At 46.9% G+C, this 18228-nt stretch carries 17 protein-coding genes; 10 read left to right on the forward strand and 7 right to left on the reverse strand.

Annotated features, from left to right (window positions below):
* Window positions 1-62 precede the first annotated feature (62 nt).
* Genes A3773_RS13375 through pdxH form a run of 3 tightly spaced genes read right to left on the reverse strand, consistent with a single transcriptional unit; the run spans window position 63 to window position 1865 of the window.
* Entirely contained in the window at window positions 63-530 is a 468-nt protein-coding gene (locus A3773_RS13375) for an FKBP-type peptidyl-prolyl cis-trans isomerase (RefSeq protein ID WP_067986866.1), read from the reverse strand.
* 13 nt (window positions 531-543) lie between these two features.
* Window positions 544-1221: an alpha/beta hydrolase gene (locus A3773_RS13380; protein ID WP_067986868.1), complete on the reverse strand. Its 678-nt coding sequence runs from the start codon at window positions 1219-1221 to the stop codon at window positions 544-546.
* The gene (gene pdxH, locus A3773_RS13385) at window positions 1218-1865 is read right to left on the reverse strand and encodes a pyridoxamine 5'-phosphate oxidase (protein WP_067986870.1); all 648 of its coding nucleotides are present in this window, start codon (window positions 1863-1865) and stop codon (window positions 1218-1220) included. The genes A3773_RS13380 and pdxH overlap by 4 nt, the downstream gene beginning before the upstream one ends.
* A gap of 246 nt (window positions 1866-2111) precedes the next feature.
* Here pdxH and A3773_RS13390 point away from each other — a divergent pair, with 246 nt between their 5' ends.
* Window positions 2112-2798 (forward strand): hypothetical protein, encoded by a 687-nt coding sequence (locus A3773_RS13390; RefSeq protein WP_075109572.1) that lies wholly within the window; start codon window positions 2112-2114, stop codon window positions 2796-2798.
* A gap of 126 nt (window positions 2799-2924) precedes the next feature.
* On the opposite strand, the gene A3773_RS13395 is transcribed toward A3773_RS13390, so the two are convergent.
* Together A3773_RS13395 and A3773_RS13400 are read right to left on the reverse strand one after the other, a co-directional pair.
* Entirely contained in the window at window positions 2925-3932 is a 1008-nt protein-coding gene (locus A3773_RS13395) for a hypothetical protein (protein WP_067986873.1), read from the reverse strand.
* Window positions 3933-3974: 42 nt separating this feature from the next.
* Entirely contained in the window at window positions 3975-4823 is an 849-nt protein-coding gene (locus tag A3773_RS13400) for an alpha/beta fold hydrolase (RefSeq protein WP_067986876.1), read from the reverse strand.
* Between the two features lie 230 nt (window positions 4824-5053).
* Between A3773_RS13400 and A3773_RS13405 the strand changes: the two genes are divergently transcribed.
* From A3773_RS13405 to A3773_RS13445, 9 genes are all read left to right on the forward strand, one after another.
* Entirely contained in the window at window positions 5054-6343 is a 1290-nt protein-coding gene (locus tag A3773_RS13405) for an efflux RND transporter periplasmic adaptor subunit (protein WP_067986878.1), read from the forward strand.
* Window positions 6336-9500, forward strand: coding sequence for an efflux RND transporter permease subunit (locus A3773_RS13410; protein ID WP_075109573.1), 3165 nt, complete (start codon window positions 6336-6338; stop codon window positions 9498-9500). The genes A3773_RS13405 and A3773_RS13410 overlap by 8 nt, the downstream gene beginning before the upstream one ends.
* Window positions 9501-9894: 394 nt before the next feature.
* Window positions 9895-11091 (forward strand): succinyldiaminopimelate transaminase, encoded by a 1197-nt coding sequence (dapC, locus tag A3773_RS13415; RefSeq protein ID WP_067986879.1) that lies wholly within the window; start codon window positions 9895-9897, stop codon window positions 11089-11091.
* Window positions 11092-11103: 12 nt separating this feature from the next.
* The gene (locus tag A3773_RS13420) at window positions 11104-11451 is read left to right on the forward strand and encodes an ArsC family reductase (RefSeq protein WP_067986881.1); all 348 of its coding nucleotides are present in this window, start codon (window positions 11104-11106) and stop codon (window positions 11449-11451) included.
* Between the two features lie 46 nt (window positions 11452-11497).
* Window positions 11498-12529, forward strand: a complete 1032-nt coding sequence (dapD, locus tag A3773_RS13425) for a 2,3,4,5-tetrahydropyridine-2,6-dicarboxylate N-succinyltransferase (protein WP_067986882.1) — start codon at window positions 11498-11500, stop codon at window positions 12527-12529.
* A gap of 140 nt (window positions 12530-12669) precedes the next feature.
* Window positions 12670-13815, forward strand: coding sequence for a succinyl-diaminopimelate desuccinylase (dapE, locus tag A3773_RS13430; protein ID WP_067986884.1), 1146 nt, complete (start codon window positions 12670-12672; stop codon window positions 13813-13815).
* Between the two features lie 13 nt (window positions 13816-13828).
* The gene (locus tag A3773_RS13435; protein WP_067986886.1) at window positions 13829-14659 is read left to right on the forward strand and encodes a putative RNA methyltransferase; all 831 of its coding nucleotides are present in this window, start codon (window positions 13829-13831) and stop codon (window positions 14657-14659) included.
* Complete coding sequence (locus tag A3773_RS13440; RefSeq protein WP_067986888.1) at window positions 14656-14928, forward strand: hypothetical protein; 273 nt, start codon at window positions 14656-14658, stop codon at window positions 14926-14928. The genes A3773_RS13435 and A3773_RS13440 overlap by 4 nt, the downstream gene beginning before the upstream one ends.
* Complete coding sequence (locus A3773_RS13445; RefSeq protein WP_075107929.1) at window positions 14921-15304, forward strand: hypothetical protein; 384 nt, start codon at window positions 14921-14923, stop codon at window positions 15302-15304. The genes A3773_RS13440 and A3773_RS13445 overlap by 8 nt, the downstream gene beginning before the upstream one ends.
* 59 nt (window positions 15305-15363) lie before the next feature.
* On the opposite strand, the gene A3773_RS13450 is transcribed toward A3773_RS13445, so the two are convergent.
* Both A3773_RS13450 and torT read right to left on the reverse strand, forming a co-directional pair.
* A complete protein-coding gene (locus A3773_RS13450; RefSeq protein WP_067865770.1) occupies window positions 15364-16839 on the reverse strand; it encodes a GGDEF domain-containing protein in 1476 nt (491 codons plus the stop codon).
* A 105-nt stretch (window positions 16840-16944) separates the two neighbouring features.
* Window positions 16945-18048: a TMAO reductase system periplasmic protein TorT gene (torT, locus tag A3773_RS13455; RefSeq protein ID WP_197462786.1), complete on the reverse strand. Its 1104-nt coding sequence runs from the start codon at window positions 18046-18048 to the stop codon at window positions 16945-16947.
* Window positions 18049-18228: the final 180 nt, after the last annotated feature.

An 18228-nucleotide genomic window follows, 5' to 3' on the forward strand; every position in this document is an offset into this window, starting at 1 on the left:
CAACTTTTACGGGATAAAAAGGCGCGCTTTAAATCTATATTCAAAGCGTTAACGACTCAGGCTTACAGCTCAATACGTCCAGCTGATAGCTCGTCTTCAGTCGCTTCTCGTATATCCATAATTTCAACATCGAAATTTAATTCAAGGCCGGCAAATGGATGGTTTGCATCGACGGTGACGTCGTTGTCATCAATTTGAGTAATCGACACCAGCTGTGTATCACCGTTCTCATCTTCCATCTGATACATCATTCCGACGTCTAGTGCGGCAAAATCAGCAAACGATGCACGTTCAACTAAGGATACTTTATCCTCGTCGCGCAGCCCATACCCTTCGCTAGGAGACACATTAACCTTAAACTTATCACCGACAACATGCCCATCCATTGCACGCTCTAAACCTGGCACAATGTTGTTATGCCCATGTAAATAGGGCAGCGGCTCAGCGCCACGAGAGCCATCCAGTACTTCGCCTTCTGCATTGACTAAAGCGTAGTGAAACGTGACAACTTTATCTTTAGAAATTTTCATATTCTCTCCGGTATTAAAGCGCCAGCTGCTGTGTCATCCAACAACCTAAGGCTTCGATCTCTTCCATAATGACTTCATGGCCCATCGGGTACGTGGTCCACGAAGCACTTAGATTCATCTCATTTAAAGCAACCATCGCCTGCTCTCCCAGCGTGAGCTGGACAACATCATCTTTGGTCCCATGCCCTACCCAAATAGGAAGTGCATGCGCAGCTGATGGGCGCTGTTCTTTTATCTCGTCGGCGGTCGCCATATAAGTCGATAAGGCAATCAATCCAGCTAAAGGCTCGGGATAGGTCAATGCGGTATGATACGCAACAGCACCGCCTTGGGAAAAACCGGCCAAAATAATCTTATCCGCAGGGATACCTTCAGCGACCTGTTCATCAATCAGTCGCTTAATCCTCTCGCTGGATGCGATCAGCGCGGGTTTATCTACTTTACGCCCCACATTCATTTCCAAAATATCGTACCACGCGGGCATAGGTGCTCCGCCATTAACGGTCACGGGCATGACTTCAGCATGGGGAAACAAAAAGCGTACGGCGCTGGTTTTAGGTAGCTGTAGATAAGGGATGATTGGCTTAAAATCGAAACCATCTGCACCTAATCCATGCAACCAGATAACACACGCCTCGGGCGTAGTATCAGGCTCAACCCGAACGAGGGTTTCATCTGTCTCTTGACTCATGGCTGTAACCTCTGGACCTGCCAACCCTTATCGGTCAGGTTAAATTGAAAGCGATCATGTAATCGGTTTTCGCGTCCCTGCCAAAACTCAAAACGGGTTGGCTTTAAGATATAACCACCCCATGTTTCAGGGTGAGGAATCGCACCATCCGCATGTTGTTCTTCTAACCGCTGCACCGCTAACTCTAAGCTTTCTCGACTATCAACCGGGTGGCTTTGGCAGGACGCAGCAGCACTCAATCGGCTGCCCAGTGGGCGTTCATTAAAATACTTTTCACCTTGGGCCTGTGTTAACTTTTCTACTCGGCCCTGAATACGCACCTGCCGCTCTAAGCCGTACCAGTAAAACATCAACTCAGCTTGTGGATTTTCCGCTAAATCAGCACCTTTTTGGCTACGGTAATCGGTGTACCATGCAAACCCCGCTTCACCAAAATGCTTCAGTAATACAATACGTGCTGACGGCATGCCCGATGCACTAGCGGTGGCTAACGTCATGGAGGTTGCATCATCAGGGGTGACGGAAAGTGCGGTATCCATCCAATCAGTGAACTGAGCCAGCGGATCACTGTTGAGCCCATCTTCACTGAGAGGCGCGGCTATATATTCTCGACGGGTCGTGGTGAGATCACCTTTTGCTTTCATAAATATCTCTCAGGCTCATGCCAATATTCGCTAAAAATAAGGCGAACTATAGCACTAAGAGAGGTTGCAAATAAGAGTGATCTCTTGTGCTGTGGCCGGTTAAAGGATATTTTCTAATGCAGGTGGAAGCTTGTGTATTAAATCGTTATACCGATGTTCATATACACCACCTTTGATCACTTGTACCGTGTTCAACATTACCTATATAGTTGCTCTTGTACCTGTCACGCATCATTAAGGGAAATTATGCGTTTTATTTTGGTTATCGCTTCATTAGTTTTACTCACCGGTTGTTTAGATAAAAACGCTAAGCCATTCGAAGTCAAAAACCTAGCCAAGTCCGATATAGATATGGTTGCTGACGTGAATATTAGAGAGTGGCGTCAACTCACCCGTGAACTCACCATTAAGCTCTATAAACGCAATCCGAAAGAGCTGAAAAAAGTTAGCGGTATGACAATTAATACCCGTTTAGATCAGCTCTTCCCCGCAGAACGTCTACCTAATGGGTTTGCTGAGCTTGGCTATTCCGATGGGGTTGACGCGGTACCCCTAGCGTTTTCTGATGAATACCAAGGCGACCGAGTATTTGCGTTAATGGCGGGTATTACCGGGATGCTAAATGCAGCCTACGATGGTAAGCAAGAGGTCTTTATTCTTGATGATCTGGACCAGCAAAAGCTGTATAACGCGGCGCGTAATCTTGAATCTATCGCTTGGCACCTTAACAACCGCAAAGATTCAGAAGGACAGCTTTACATCTTAAGCAATGGCATCTCGTCAGACGGGATAAGTAATTACAGCTATGAGCGTATTCTGGGCAAGCTCATCGGCATTCAAGACCTGATGGCCGATATCATTTCTGATAAAACCAGCCGCACAATTAACCGAGTGGTCCAAGGTGCGGCATCCATGACCTTCCTACCTATTTAGCCCTCACGCTGGGGGCTATTTAAGCACCGATTAACCCTAGGGTTTTTGCCATTAAGGTGCTTATACCGGCTTAGTCATAGGCGGTTAAACTGCCCAGTAAGCTGTATTAATACAAGCGATGTTATATTAGCTTTCGCAGCACGTTAGCGGGCTATTAATGCGTATTTCTGAAATCTTATGGTTTTTATTCAGGAATAGAGCGATGTCCGCACGATTTGGCATCTCATCAAGCATATGCCGTGTAAGCCGCTCGTAATGCTGAATAAAGCTCTTAATCTGCTCCTCATCCATAATGCGTAAATGTTCAGTCGGCTGTTGCGTGTCATAAATATATTTAACCCGCTCCGCTAGCTTTTTCTCTTGCAGCGATCGCCACTCAAATACCGCATCCATACTGGGCACTTTCAACATGATAAGTACCTCTATCATAGAAAACAGCTCTTGATAGGCGCCAGACAATTGCGTATTAACATAATCACGCCACAAACCGGTCGTGTCTTTATCCCGTTCGAGTTCATTGATCGGTTCCAATAAGGCCTCAGCGGTTTGCGGGTCAGCCCCAACACACCAGCCTTCAAAAACGATCACATCCGCAGGCCCAACCCACTCTTGCCAAACGGAGGACTGACAACGGTCATCGGTGGATTTATCAAAAACCGGAATCTTGGTCACGCTATGCTCATCGCTGTGTTTCAACGAATTGAGAATCTCGATACCTAAATCAACATCATGGGTACCCGGTACACCCCGTGTCCGTAATAGGGGGTGGATAGTTTCTGAGAGTTCGACCCGCTCATCATAGGTTTTATAAAGGTCATCAATTGAGAAGCCCACCACCTTAAGATTAAAACCTTCGGTAAGGATAACTTCCAACAGATTAAACAGGGTTGATTTTCCCGCCCCTTGCGCACCATTAATTCCGATAACAAGTGGGCCACTCTTTTGTCGTTTTTTACAGGCGAGCCATGCCCCTAAAGGTACATAGATCGCCTCAAACATATCCACTAAGCCGATATCGACTTTTAATGACTCAAGGGTGGAAGCAAACGCTTTTTCAACCGCCTCAACCGCGTCCTTTCGCTCCTGATCACTTAAACAAAGTTGATCTTGTGGCCAACGTGTCAATACGCTCATCTAAACTCCTTTAATTACCTATTCCACTAAAATAAGCGTACGTTAATTATCGCTCTGTTCCTGCAACCAGGTTTGCACTCTTTCAATCTGAAAACCCTCCATCAACGAGGGGACATGACCAATACCAGGGATAGAAAACAGGGTTAATTGCTTGTTTTCCGCCATGACCTGCACAGTATCCTCCAGCAATACATCTGACTCCTCCCCCCAAATCAATAACTGAGGCACCTGAATCGCTGACCATAATGGCCATAGATCCACCGCTTCGGTACTGTTCTCTTTGGTTGCTTGCGCAATAGCAGGGTCATAATGCAAAGCATATGTACCCTTCTCTTGCAGACGAGAACCGTACTTTGCCACATGATGCCACTGCTCATCGGTCAGATGCTTAAATGATAAATAGGTTTGACGCATATACTGCTCAACCTCAGATAAACTGTGAAAGTGCTTATCTCCTAGGTATTCAGATATACGCTTTAATGCTGCTGCGGGAACATAAGCCCCTATATCATTCAGCACTAAGCGTTTAATCGGTGAGCTCGGAAGCGCAGCGAGACATATCCCGATTAACCCACCCATCGATGTTCCGATCCAGTCCACACTGTCTACGTTTAATCGCGCTAACAGCGTTGTCATATCATTCAAATACAGCGGCATATTATACGCTTGGCCTTCAGGTAACCAATCGCTCTCTCCGCGCCCCACTAAGTCAGGGCAGATTACACGATAATCCTGAGATAAAGCTAAGGCAAGCTCGTCAAAGTCACGGCTATTACGGGCTAGGCCATGTACACAGATAAGAACACGGGGATTATCCCGACGCCCCCATTCGTGATATACCATATTGTGGAATCCAGTTGCGTTTAAACAACGTACACTACGGGTATACATGCCGCCTCCTTTTAACCTTAATCATTTGAAATAATACGTGACTACAGTGTAGCTTTACACAGGAAACCGCGCTAAAACACGATCAGCTGATACCCTAACCTTTACTTATCATTAAAGGGGCCATGTAAAAATTTGTAAAGATAGAAACGATTAATAACCAAGGACTAAAGGTTCAGCTAAGATAGGGTTTACAATAATTAGAATGCTTACTGCCTGAGTATGAAAACAATATGACCGACGTAACAGCCAAAAAAAGCACCGCACTAAAATGGATTTTACCCTTAGTTATCATTGGGGTAGCGATTGCGGTATTCATGTTTTTAAAGATGACCAAGCCTCAGGCCCCCTCACGTCCTACAACAGAAAAAATATGGACGGTCAGCACCATCCCTGCAGCCCTAGGACTTCACCCGCCCTCTTTAACACTTTACGGTAAAGTCGAATCGCCGCGCTTAAGTAATGTAACGGCGGCAGTGACCGCCTTTGTTAAACACGTCTATACCGATGAAGGGCTCGCCATTCAGCCCGATGAGCTGCTGGTTCAACTTGATGACAGCGACGCGCAGCTATTGATCCAACAGCGCCAAGCAGATGTTGATAACATCATCGCCCAAATTGAAGCCGAAAAGGTGCGCCATCAGACCGACTTACAATCCTTGGCCATTGAGAAAAACTTACTCAGCCTACGCTTAAAAACCGTGCGCCGTTATGAAAACCTAATCAAACGCAAATTAACCAGCCAAGAACAACTTGATGCTGCACGCCGGGATTACCAACAACAAGCCCTCTCGATTGCCCAACGTGAACAGTCCATAGCCGACCACCCAAACCGTCTACAGCAGTTAGATTCGCAACTTATGCGTACAACAAGCTTATTAGATCAGGCCAAGCTGGACCTTGCCCGAACACAGATAAAAGCCCCTTTCCATGGCCGAGTCTCCAGCCTTAATGTATCGCCGGGTGATCGTGTTCGCGCCGGTGATCCTGTTATTGGGTTTTACAGCTTGGATCGTTTAGAAGTGCGGGCACAAATTCCTAATCGAATTTTACCCTTGTTACGGCAAAACGATGCGCTACAACAGGTTTCAGCCAGTGGCCAGATCGACAACCAAACCATTGAGCTACGCCTTGATCGTATTGCCGCTGCGGTAAATAGTGGCAGAGCAGGGGTGGATGGTTTTTTTAGCATTCAAAATACACCTTACCAACCCGCCCTAGGTCGCTCCTTAGCGATCAACGTTACCCTACCCGCCATTGCAGATGTTGTTCCTGTGCCACCTACTGCACTGTATGGCCTTAACAAAATTTATAGAGTGGTCGATGAACGTTTAGAGTCGCTCCAGGTGAACCGCGTGGGCGACAGTGTTGACGCTAACGGCAAGCCCGTCGTACTGATTGCTAGCCCCGCGATTAAAACCGGTGACCGTCTCGTTATCACTCAACTTCCGAATGCCATTACCGGTTTACGGGTCAAAGAATTTTCTGCGGCGGTAGATGATAAAGGGCCTAAGGATGAGTAAGTATGACGGCGCTTTACAAAATATAACGGCCTCATTTGCGAGTCACCGCGTAGCAGCCAATCTATTTATGCTACTGATGATTTTGGCCGGAATATGGGGTATCAAAAAGCTTAACACTCAATTTTTCCCCTCGTTTGAGCTAGATGTGATCACCGTCCAAGTTATCTGGAGCGGTGCGGCCGCTGAAGATATCGCCAGTTCAATTATTTTGCCGATTGAGGAGGAGCTAAAATCACTCACCGGGATCGATACCCTGTATTCAACCGCACAGCAAAGCTCAGCCTCCATTCGCATCGAGGTCGATGAAGACGCTGATGTGGATTACCTGCTCGACGAAGTGAAGCAGAAAATAGACAGTGTGCGTAATGAACTACCGAGTGATATTGAGGAACCCCTTGTTCAACGCATCATCCGCTATGAACAGATCGCCAGCTTAATCATAAGCAGTAAAAACAGCACATTAGAAGAACTACGTACTTTTGCCCATCGTTTTGAGCAAGAGTTACTCGCACTCGGCATTAATAAAATAGATTTTACCGGCCTGCCCGACCAACAGATCAGCATTGAGTTTCCAGCCGCCCAGCTACATGAACTTGATATGACCATGGCGCAAGTGGCCAACAGCATAAAGCTGAGAAGCTTAGACCTGCCAGCAGGTACCGCAGCGAAAGGCGATGGTTCACGCCAGATCCGTAGTTTAAACCAGCAACGCGATGTTGAAGGGTTTAGACAACTACCGGTCATCACCGATAATGAGGGACGTTTAATTCGCTTAGGGGATATTGCCGATGTCTCACTTAAGGTAAAAGACAGCCAAGTATTATTGCAATACCAAGGCGCTCCCGCCGTTATGTTACAGCTGCGCCGTACCGAAACCCAAGACACATTAAAGTCAGCCGAGATTCTCAATACTTGGCTCGAAAAGACCCGTCCGACCCTGCCTGATGATATTAAAATGGTCACTTATGACGAGCGCTGGCAGCCCGTCAAACAGCGTATCAACCTCCTGCTAAAGAATGGTATTAGCGGCCTTATTCTTGTTATTTGTATCCTGTTTCTATTCCTGAATGCCCGTGTTGCTTTCTGGGTAACCATTGGTATTCCCGTATCATTTATGGCGACCCTTGCCGTACTTTATGCGATTGGCGGCAGTATCAATATGATCAGCTTATTTGGCTTGATTATGGCGTTAGGGATTATTGTCGATGACGCCATTGTGGTAGGTGAAGACACCCTAACCCACGTACAAATGGGCGAGAGCGGCCTCCATGCAGCGATAGGTGGCGCCCATCGAATGCTGGCCCCGGTTGTGGCATCGTCAATGACCACCGTCGCGGCATTTTTGCCTCTCTTACTGATTGGCGGCACCATTGGTAATATCCTTATCGATATCCCAACGGTCGTCATCTGCGTCATCATGGCCTCTCTGGTGGAGTGTTTCTTAATTCTGCCGGGCCACCTGCATCACAGTATTAAAAATATAGCCGACCTTCGCCCCTCCAAACTACGCGTGCGGCTTGATAATGGTTTTAACCAATTTAAGGATGGGCCATTTAGAAAGCTCGTCACAAAAGCGGTGGAGTTTCGCTGGACAACCATTGCGGTAGCCGTGGGCATGTTTATTCTCGCCCTCGCTCTCATTATAGGCGGTCGCGTTAAATTCACTTTTTTCCCTGCGGTGGAACGCGATACCATGACCGCCAATGTGCAATTTAGTGCGGGCACCGATTCCGACATTGTCGACCAATTTATCAATCATTTAGATTTAACATTAATTGAAACAGACAACGCCTTAGGCGGCGACAACATAAAGGTCGCGTTCCAACAATTGAGAAGCGCATCGTTTTCTAGAACATCCGCATCGGGTACATCTGGGGATGAGTTTGGTTCTTTATTAGTAGAGCTGCAACCTGGGGACAACCGTGCCATAAGCACATCGGCCTTCAATAAAGAGTGGCGAAAACGCATCACGGTACCGGCGGGAATTGAAAAATTCACCATTGAAGTCGCCACAAGCGGGCCCCCTGGAAAACCGATTGAGGTCAAACTCACCGGTAACGACATCCAAAACATAAAACAGGCCTCCCTTGAGCTACAGGCACTGCTAAAAAGCTATGCGGGATTAACCAATATCGACGATGATCTACCTTTTGGTAAATCACAATTAATCTACGAACTCACGCCTGCAGGTAAAGCCGCTGGGTTAACCTTAGATGCGGTTGGTCGCCAATTGCGTGCAGCATTTGATGGCTTAGAGGTGCAAAACTTCTATCAAAATCAAGATGAGATTGAAGTCCGTATTCAGCTCCCGAAAGCCGAGAGAGACCGTCTTAGCATTATTGAGCAGCTGCCCGTTGTTCTACCGGACGGCGGCACCACACCACTCAGCAATGTCGTGACATTCCGCGCACAGCAAGGGCTAGACACATTAACCCGTGTGGATGGTCAGCTCTCCATTAATGTCACAGCCGACCTAGATGAATCCGTTGCTAATGCGGGGGAGATCATTGAGGATCTTAAATCAAACAAGCTTGAGCAGATACTTGCCCAGCATGGCGTGTCAGCAAGTTTTGAGGGTAAAAACAAAAGTCAGCGTGAAACCTTAGCGGATATGAAACTTGGATTAGCCTTAGCACTCATTCTGATTTTTATCATCTTAGCTTGGGTATTTGCATCGTATAGCTGGCCTATCTCCGTGATGCTTGCGATCCCGCTAGGCCTCACGGGGGCGATCCTTGGCCACGGCTTTATGGGCATGAATATGACCATCTTATCCCTGTTCGGCTTCTTTGGACTCTCAGGTATTGTAATCAACGACTCCATTGTACTGGTCACGTTTTATAAAGAGTTACGTAAAAAAGGTATCGCGATTCAAGAGGCTTTAATCGAAGCCTCCTGTCAGCGTTTACGCGCCGTACTGCTCACATCACTAACAACGATTGCAGGGTTAACACCCATTCTATTCGAAACGTCCCTACAGGCTCAGTTCTTAATCCCTATGGCCGTCTCTATTGTTTTTGGTCTCGCTTACGGTACCGCCTTGATCCTCCTATTTGTACCGGCCACCCTGACCATTATCGAATCGGTTCGCACCAACTTAGGCCTCAAGAACCATGACGCACCGGACCTTCCGTTGGCGATCGATGGTAAACATTAACCCCTTTGGCGGTTAAGGCGGCGGTAACGACACAAACAACGGCTTAAATGACCTGCGCCCCCTGCTCAGCATTGCTACCTTAACCGGGAGCAATGCTGATATTTCACCCCACACTTAGGCTTATTTTTTCCAAACAGCCCATAGCAAAAGCCGCACTTATGACTAAGTAACGACGAGCTAACTCCGACTATCGCCCCTCCATTATCAATCCAAGTTCCTTACGCCAAAAAACAATTAAGACTTACAGAAAATAAGGGATCTCGGGGACAGATATCGCTGTCTTATTTATCACCTTGTCTATTCGCAGATTCAGGATAGTTAAGGTATAATTTGCCTCCTATTTTCTGCATTTCTATTTTCATCTATATAGTCCCATAGGAACTCAAGGATCAGTATGAATCGCGACCTCAGCCTATTACAGCCGTACCCTTTTGAAAAACTGACCGCACTCAAAGCGGAAGTGACTCCTCCGGCTGATCTAGATCATATTGCGCTGTCTATTGGTGAGCCAAAACACCCGTCGCCGCCGTTTGTACAAGCGTGCCTAAATGACAATATGGACAAGCTCGCAAACTACCCAACAACCAAAGGCTTAGTTGAATTACGCCAAGCCATTGCAGACTGGTGTACTCGTCGCTTTTCACTCGTCGAGGGTAGTCTAAGTGCAGAACACAATGTATTACCGGTTAATGGCACCCGTGAGGCGATCTTTGCTTTTACACAGGCCGCTATAGACCGCAGCCCTGACGCGCTTGTTTTATCACCCAACCCGTTCTACCAGATCTACGAAGGCGCTACATACTTAGCAGGGGCGACACCTTATTACTTAAACTGTTTAGAAGAGAACGGTTTTATCCCTGATTACGACGCTATTCCAGAGGATGTATGGGAACGCTGCCAGTTATTATTCTTATGCTCTCCGAGCAACCCAACGGGTGCCGTCACCGATTTAGACACGCTAAAAAAACTGATTGCCTTGTCAGATAAGCATGACTTTATCATCGCATCAGATGAATGCTATTCAGAGATCTACCTTAATGAAGAGCGCCCACCTGTTGGGCTACTACAAGCCTGCGCTGAACTGGGCCGTAACGATTATCAAAACTGTGTTGTCATGCACAGCCTATCAAAACGCTCAAACCTACCCGGCCTTCGATCTGGTTTTATTGCCGGTGATGCAGCCTTACTTGAGCCATTTCTTGCGTATCGCACATACCATGGTTCATCTATGCCGATTCAACACCAGCTGGCATCCATTGCAGCGTGGAGTGATGAAGACCACGTACTAGACAACCGTGATCAATATCGCCATAAGTTTGATGCGGTCATTAACACCTTATCACCGGTGATTGATGTTAAGCGCCCCGAGGCCAGTTTTTACCTTTGGGTCAAAACCCCCATCGCTGATGATAAATTTGCGCAAGGTCTCTTTGCCTCCCAAAACGTAACCGTACTGCCTGGCAGCTACCTGTCTCGCACCGCTAACAATCAAGTACCCGGAGCGGGTTATGTGCGCATGGCCTTAGTCGCCACCGTTGATGAGTGTGTAGAAGCTGCACAACGTATCCGCCACTACATTGAAACTCTGTAATAGGCCATATCGATGATTACCATGTACGGTATACCTAACTGCGATACGATCAAAAAAGCCCGTAAGTGGCTGGACAATAATCAGATTGATTACCGCTTCCATGATTATCGTAAAGATGGATTAGACAAGGCACTGCTGACCCGCTGGGCATCAGAACTCGGTTGGGAAACCCTGCTTAATAAGCGTGGGACCACATGGCGTCAGCAGCCAGAAGAGATTAAAAACAGTATTAATGAACGCTCAGCCATTGAGCTGATGCTAGAACACCCTGCCATGATAAAACGACCGTTAATTGATACAGGGAACGTGCGTCAGGTAGGTTTTAAAGACACAGACTATTCCGCCCTGTTTGACCTATAAGTCACAGGCAAAACGAATTTAAAAATTTTGAAAATCGGAGATCAACATGGCTAATTTTGCATTCGGCTTAGGTGTAGGAACAAAATCCTCAGCGGGCGAACTACTTGAAGTTTATTACAACACCCCTCTACTTAACGCTGATGATGCCATCGTAAATGCCGTTGCCGAAAAAGTAGGCTACCAAGGCGGTAATGCTGCAATTGAAATTAAGGAATCCCAACTTAAAGATCTTGAAGCTGCATTCCTATCAGTAAACGCTGAAGCGCAAGCGGAAGTTGTTGAGATTTTAGAAGGCACAAGCCAAGCATTGGTGTTATGTATTCTTGAAACCGATGAAGCACCGTCTTCAACAGCTGAAGCGTACTTAAAGCTTACACTACTGTCCCATCGTCTCGTTAAGCCACATGGGATTAACTTAACCGGTATCTTCGGTTTATTACCTAACGTAGCCTGGACGAACGAAGGCGCGATCTCTCTTGATGACCTACCAAAGCGTCAACTTGCAGCCCGTGCACAGGGCCGTATTTTAAGCGTTAGCTCCGTAGATAAGTTCCCTAAAATGACCGACTACGTTGTACCAACAGGTATCCGTATTGGTGACGCGATCCGTGTTCGTTTAGGCGCACATGTGGGCGAAGGCACAACGGTCATGCACGAAGGTTTTGTTAACTTCAATGCCGGCACCTTAGGTGTCAGCATGGTTGAAGGCCGCATCTCTGCAGGCGTTGTCGTTGGTAACGGTTCTGATCTAGGTGGCGGCTGTTCAACGATGGGCACACTATCAGGCGGCAACAACGTGGTTATCTCCATTGGTGAAAACTGCCTACTGGGCGCCAATGCAGGCCTAGGTCTACCCATGGGCGATCGCTGCACACTTGAAGCGGGTCTATACGTGACAGCCGGTTCAAAAGTAACCATCCTTGACGACCAGAACAACGAAGTCAGCACGGTTAAAGCCGCTGAACTTGCTGGCAAACCGGACCTACTCTTCCGTCGCAATTCACAGAATGGACGTATCGAAGTTAAAACGAACAAATCTGCAATTGAATTGAACGAAGAGCTACACAAACACAACTAAGACGCTCTGTCATAGCGCGCCTGATTAGCTCCCTAATCCTAGCGACAGACAGAGACGGCTCAGTTGTCATAGCTAAAAGTGCGCCAATGGCGCACTTCTTATTACTCGCACTAATTTAAAAGGCTACATGGATCACCCTTATGACCCAGACACTTTCAGCGACAATCGAACTTGCCAAAGACCTTATCAATCGCCGCTCCGTCACACCGGAGGATGAAGGCTGCCAAGATATGATGATTGAGCGATTAGAAGCACTGGGGTTTAACATTGAACGCCTGCCCTTTGAAGAGGTGAAAAACTTCTGGGCGCGCCGTGGTGATTCTGGCCCTGTTTTTTGCTTTGCGGGTCACACAGACGTTGTTCCATCAGGGCCAGAAGAGCGTTGGGAGTACCCACCTTTCGAAGCAACAATTAAACAGGGCATGCTATGTGGCCGAGGCGCGGCAGACATGAAAGGCAGCATTGCCGCGTTTATGACCGCGCTAGAACGGTTTATAGAACAACATCCCGATCACCAAGGCTCAATCGCACTCCTGATCACAAGCGATGAAGAGGGCCCTTGGGTCAACGGTACAACCCGTGTTATTGATCATTTAGAAGCCCGTAACGAAAAAATAAAGTGGTGTATTGTTGGCGAACCATCCAGCACAACTCAGGTAGGCGATGTCATTAAAAATGGCCGTCGCGGCTCCTTAGGTGCCACATTGACGGTGCGCGGTGTACAAGGACATGTTGCTTACCCCCATTTAGTTAAAAACCCTATCCATATGGCCGCCCCTGCATTGGCAGCATTAGCCGCTGAAGTATGGGATGAGGGTAATGACTTTTTCCCCCCCACCAGCTTCCAAATCTCAAACATTAATGGCGGCACAGGTGTAACGAATGTAGTGCCTGGGCATGTCGACATTATGTTTAACTTCCGCTTTTCAACAGAAGTTACGGCTGATGAATTAAAAACACGGGTAGGTAAAATTTTAGATGAGCACAATTTAGATTGGGATATCGATTGGGTACTGTCTGGCAACCCGTTTTTGACCGCTGAAGGCGATTTAGTCGAAGCGTGCCAACAGGCCATTTCAGCCGTTACCGGAATAGAAACAGAGTTATCCACCTCAGGTGGCACCTCCGATGGTCGCTTTATTGCACCCACCGGCGCTCAGGTTATAGAGCTCGGCCCAATTAACGCAACAATTCACAAAGTGGATGAACGCGTTAGTTGTAGCGACCTAGATACCCTATCTGACCTCTATGAAAATATCATGGCGCGTCTACTGACCCAATCTTAAGGCACCTAGTCTGATGTTACTCACTTGCCCTGTGTGCAAAGCATTACTGATCCAACAGGATAAGCATCTATGCTGTGAAAACAATCACAGCTTTGATGCAGCCAAACAGGGTTACTGGAATCTTCTATTAGCCCATAAGAAGCGCTCGAAAGATCCCGGCGATAATCCAGCGATGGTACAAGCACGCAGGCACTTTCTGGAACTGGGGTTTTATGAGCCGCTTTCAGATCAGGTCAATCAGCTAGCCATAACCGCCTTAGATTCCATAGACAACCCCAGTATTCTCGATATGGGCTGCGGGGAAGGCTACTACACAACACGCCTACAAGACGCACTCAATACAACACAGAAAACAGCCTCGATAGCCGCTTTAGATATTTCAAAACACGCCATAAAAGCGGCGTGCAACAGAACCAAAGCCATTACGTGGCTGGTCGCATCGGGGGCAGACACGCCGCTTCCTCCAGAGAGCCTTGATCTGCAACTCGTACTTTTTAGCCGTTTAATGCCAGAAGCCTTTGCTAAACCCATGAAGCCAGGCAGTACACTGATTGTTGCTTGGCCCGGTGAGCAGCACCTCATAGAACTCCGCAAGCTGATCTATAAAGAGATAAAAGCCAGCCATTTTGATCCCGTCAGCACCCTGAGCGAACAGTTCGATCTCGCCCATAAAACACGCGTAACTTACCCCTTTACGCTCAGCTCAGCCGACCAGATTGCCTCCCTATTAGCGATGACACCCCATGGTCAACGACTTGCACCTGAAGCACAGGAAAAGATTCATCAGTTAGAGACCTTACCACTCACGTTAGACGTTAACCTTGGGGTCTTTACACGCCTATGAGTCACAAGCTCAAACGCTGGTTATATCGACGGGCAGACAACCCCAAACAGAACCTCATACTGCTAGGCAGTGGGTTCGTTATTTTCTTTTTTGGCGTTTTAATCTTAGGCACCGCTGAATTTGTTTTAAAAAGCTCTCTATCGCAGGAGATTCTTGCACTCATTGGCTTGATCATCCTATCGGCTGGCATCATACTGGCAGCAATTGGCTACATAAGCCTTAGCGTTTTACGCATTATCCGTTTTATAAGCGATGACAAACATGACTAGTACACGACACCCTGATATCGAAATCTATATTAAAAACTGTTCGTTCGAAGCGATTCAGGAATGGCTAGCATCACAGGCAGAAAAAATAGATTATATTTCATCCAAAGGAACAACCCACCAGCTCAACTTGCGCTTCTCCGGTAACGATGTAGAGACAATGATTCATGAGCGCGCAGCAGGAAAAGCATGGACAAGCCTCTGGTTAAAGTCTGACAAAAGCCCTTGGGCAACAGATCTTGAATGCGCTCACGCAACGGCCACCGCACTAAACACACAAGTTCGATGCATCGTTTCAAGCTGGGAAGATGGTGATGATCCTGATGAATATTGGAAGATTGAAAACGGCGCAGAAGAAAAAATTCAGTGGCAAACATAAGGCTTGCCTATCCATTAATTAGCTGCATAAGATGAGCGGTACTTATAACTTATCCCACGCTAAGTTAGCTGGCTATTACCCTCACCATAAACCACCACTCGATTTCGCCCTCCTTCTTTTGCCGCATAAAGTGCCTCGTCAGCCCGTTTAAGTAGCCTATTTAATGTATCCTCATCGTTAGTATATAAATGCGATACACCAAGACTAACTGTGACGCTAATAAGCTCGCCATTATCATTAAAACTTAGCTCAGATACTTTATGCCGTAACCGCTCAGCCACCGCATAAGATGCGTCTAGAGAGGTTTCAGGCAACAGCATGGCGAACTCCTCACCACCAATTCGACCAAAACTATCCACTTCTCGCAGTTCACGGGTACACACGTTTACAATGTCTAACAAAACCGCATCACCAAACGCATGGCCGCAACGATCATTGATCTGCTTAAAGTAATCCACGTCTAGCATAAGTAGGGTTAACGGTAACCTATAGCGTTTACTTCTTGCACACGCGCTTTCTGCCTGCGCCATAAAATACCGGCGATTATAAGCATTGGTCAGCGAATCCCTATTAGCAAGCTCTCGTAACTCCTCATTACTCTTTTCTAAGGCAGCCGACGCTTCTGCTAACTCATGCGTCCGGATCTTCACTTGATTTATAACCAACATATTTTGCCGAGCCAGCGCACCAATAATGGAAAATAACGCTAACACTAACGCAGTCCCTCCAACATGGACCACCCAGCCCAATACCTTATTGATACCTCCCTGATAGTTCGCCTCAACGTCCCAATAAAAATCCCAGCGCGCATTACCCGAGCGCGTCTGATAATAAAACGTTTCAACAATATCGTCGGTATCCGGCGAACCAATCATCAGATGTTCAACCAACACCTCGCGATCACCTTCACCCACGGGAAGGCGTTCAACCATTCGCAGCCTTAAACCATTCGGTACATGCAGCACGCTTAAATCTGCAAAAAAATCACTTAAATTAACTAAAGAGAGAACAACACCGGGCTGATTATCATTGGCAGCACTAAACGCAAAGGCGATAAATAGTTTGCCGTAATCATCAATAAACATAGGACTTAAGACCACCTGCGAAGGACTCGCCAGCGCTTGGCGCAAAACCGGAGCAATAATCGGCTGCGCTCTAAGATCACCCTTTTTAGAAAGCACCCCATGAACATCCGTGCTATAGCGCACTTTACTTTCCATATTGGGAGAATTGCTATTCATCACCGAAACATAGGCCACACTGGTTAATGGGATTACTGATTCATTCTCAATCTCCTCCATCAACTCGACCCCTTTAAAAAACTCATCCTCTGTAATAGATTGAGAGCCATAAAAGAGGGCGGCTACTCCCCTCAACTCTGAATGAAAAAGCGACATCCAGTTAAGGCTAATATGGGTAATCTGCTGGGTTTCCAGCTCGGCTTTATCTAACCAAACTTTGGCGGCGTGATCCCCTAAAGCCCAGCCCCAGCCATTGATTCCAATCAACGAAATCAAAAACGCCAGAACAAACATTATAAGCTTTACAACTCGCCTCTGTATTAACACATCTAATGCCTTATTTCACAGATAAAAATTGAACACACATAGCCCTTAAACCCTGTCCAAATACCCGCTGATTCAGTCCTCTCCTTTCAAGCGAACCCCCACTGAATAAGTCGCACGGAAACCGCTAGGAGCCAATGACGTTAAACGCGCTAACGCGTTTATATTTTTTTGATCAACCACATAAATTTCGGGGCCCACATGGCGAATAAAGGTTTTTTTATCCAGTACTCGTACCAATTGATCGACTGCAATTCGCCCTTGAATAACCGCAGAATCAGTCGGCGCTCCAACAATCTGTCCTCGCTTAATCCCTCGGTAGACCTCAGGCGTAAAATAATAAGCAAGGATCTTAACTTGGTCACTTAACCCTCGGGCACGTAACACCTTAATGGCCGCAGACGCCGTGACAGCAGTACCCACGATATAATCAATATCAGGTTGCATATCTAACACCTCGTTTAGCAAGGCTGTCTGCACTAACTTTCCCGTATCCCCATAGCGTTTAGCAACGATATTAACATCGCTGCCCATCAACGCCTTCTGAAACCCCAAATCACCCGCTAACACCCAACCCGCACCCTCAGGTCCGGGGAACCAAGCCACCTTTGCAGGTGAATTTGATGTGGCATGAAGCTGAGCAAGATAAGTGCCAGCACTAAACCCCATTTCTTCAAAGGACACTAAGGAGCGGGCAGCCACACGTGAAGATGACATGCCATTAATCACATCAATAACAGGTATACCTTTATTATGAAGCTCCTCAACAAGATCATCTAACCCTTTATAAGAGATGGCACCAATAATAACGCCGTTACTTCCCTCCTCCACGCACTTACGGATCTGTTGCAATTGAGTCTGTAAATGATCATACCCCCCCGCTTCATGCACCTCTAAGTTAATCCCTAAACGACGCGCTTCACTGACCACACCGAAGTTAACAGCCAGCCAATAGGAGTCTTTCATATGGGGGAAGGATGTACAGATGCGCCACGTTTTTTTAGCGGTTTTTAATGGACTGTAGAACGCAAGGTTCTTTTCTTTTTCACCATTAATTGACTGCACCTGAGCTTCTACAGGAAAGGGGTACCAAGGAACGTCCCCCTGAGCATACACCGTCACAACAGCACACTTCAGAAGCAGGATAGAGATCAAGGTTGTTAAACTACATCTCATCATTATTCAAGAATCACCACAGCCCATAACTTACCTAAACGCACTCACAAAGTGCCGCTAAAACAGATAAAACCGGTGTCGTATTACATATGTGAATAATGTATCGCGCCCTGTTTATACACAGTCAGCGTTGATATTTTGAAAATCCACAGTATACAAGATAGCAGCTTTTAACCTGGGAGG

This window comes from Neptuniibacter pectenicola (genome assembly GCF_001597735.1).
Classification (GTDB): Bacteria; Pseudomonadota; Gammaproteobacteria; order Pseudomonadales; family Balneatricaceae; genus Neptuniibacter; species Neptuniibacter pectenicola.

Coding starts and splice junctions, on each gene's coding strand:
- A3773_RS13375 (WP_067986866.1), bottom strand. CDS start 530: ATGAAAATTTCTAAAGATAAAGTTGTCACGTTTCACTACGCTTTAGTC.
- A3773_RS13380 (WP_067986868.1), bottom strand. CDS start 1,221: ATGAGTCAAGAGACAGATGAAACCCTCGTTCGGGTTGAGCCTGATACT.
- pdxH (WP_067986870.1), bottom strand. CDS start 1,865: ATGAAAGCAAAAGGTGATCTCACCACGACCCGTCGAGAATATATAGCC.
- A3773_RS13390 (WP_075109572.1), top strand. CDS start 2,112: ATGCGTTTTATTTTGGTTATCGCTTCATTAGTTTTACTCACCGGTTGT.
- A3773_RS13395 (WP_067986873.1), bottom strand. CDS start 3,932: ATGAGCGTATTGACACGTTGGCCACAAGATCAACTTTGTTTAAGTGAT.
- A3773_RS13400 (WP_067986876.1), bottom strand. CDS start 4,823: ATGTATACCCGTAGTGTACGTTGTTTAAACGCAACTGGATTCCACAAT.
- A3773_RS13405 (WP_067986878.1), top strand. CDS start 5,054: ATGACCGACGTAACAGCCAAAAAAAGCACCGCACTAAAATGGATTTTA.
- A3773_RS13410 (WP_075109573.1), top strand. CDS start 6,336: ATGAGTAAGTATGACGGCGCTTTACAAAATATAACGGCCTCATTTGCG.
- dapC (WP_067986879.1), top strand. CDS start 9,895: ATGAATCGCGACCTCAGCCTATTACAGCCGTACCCTTTTGAAAAACTG.
- A3773_RS13420 (WP_067986881.1), top strand. CDS start 11,104: ATGATTACCATGTACGGTATACCTAACTGCGATACGATCAAAAAAGCC.
- dapD (WP_067986882.1), top strand. CDS start 11,498: ATGGCTAATTTTGCATTCGGCTTAGGTGTAGGAACAAAATCCTCAGCG.
- dapE (WP_067986884.1), top strand. CDS start 12,670: ATGACCCAGACACTTTCAGCGACAATCGAACTTGCCAAAGACCTTATC.
- A3773_RS13435 (WP_067986886.1), top strand. CDS start 13,829: ATGTTACTCACTTGCCCTGTGTGCAAAGCATTACTGATCCAACAGGAT.
- A3773_RS13440 (WP_067986888.1), top strand. CDS start 14,656: ATGAGTCACAAGCTCAAACGCTGGTTATATCGACGGGCAGACAACCCC.
- A3773_RS13445 (WP_075107929.1), top strand. CDS start 14,921: ATGACTAGTACACGACACCCTGATATCGAAATCTATATTAAAAACTGT.
- A3773_RS13450 (WP_067865770.1), bottom strand. CDS start 16,839: ATGTTTGTTCTGGCGTTTTTGATTTCGTTGATTGGAATCAATGGCTGG.
- torT (WP_197462786.1), bottom strand. CDS start 18,048: ATGATGAGATGTAGTTTAACAACCTTGATCTCTATCCTGCTTCTGAAG.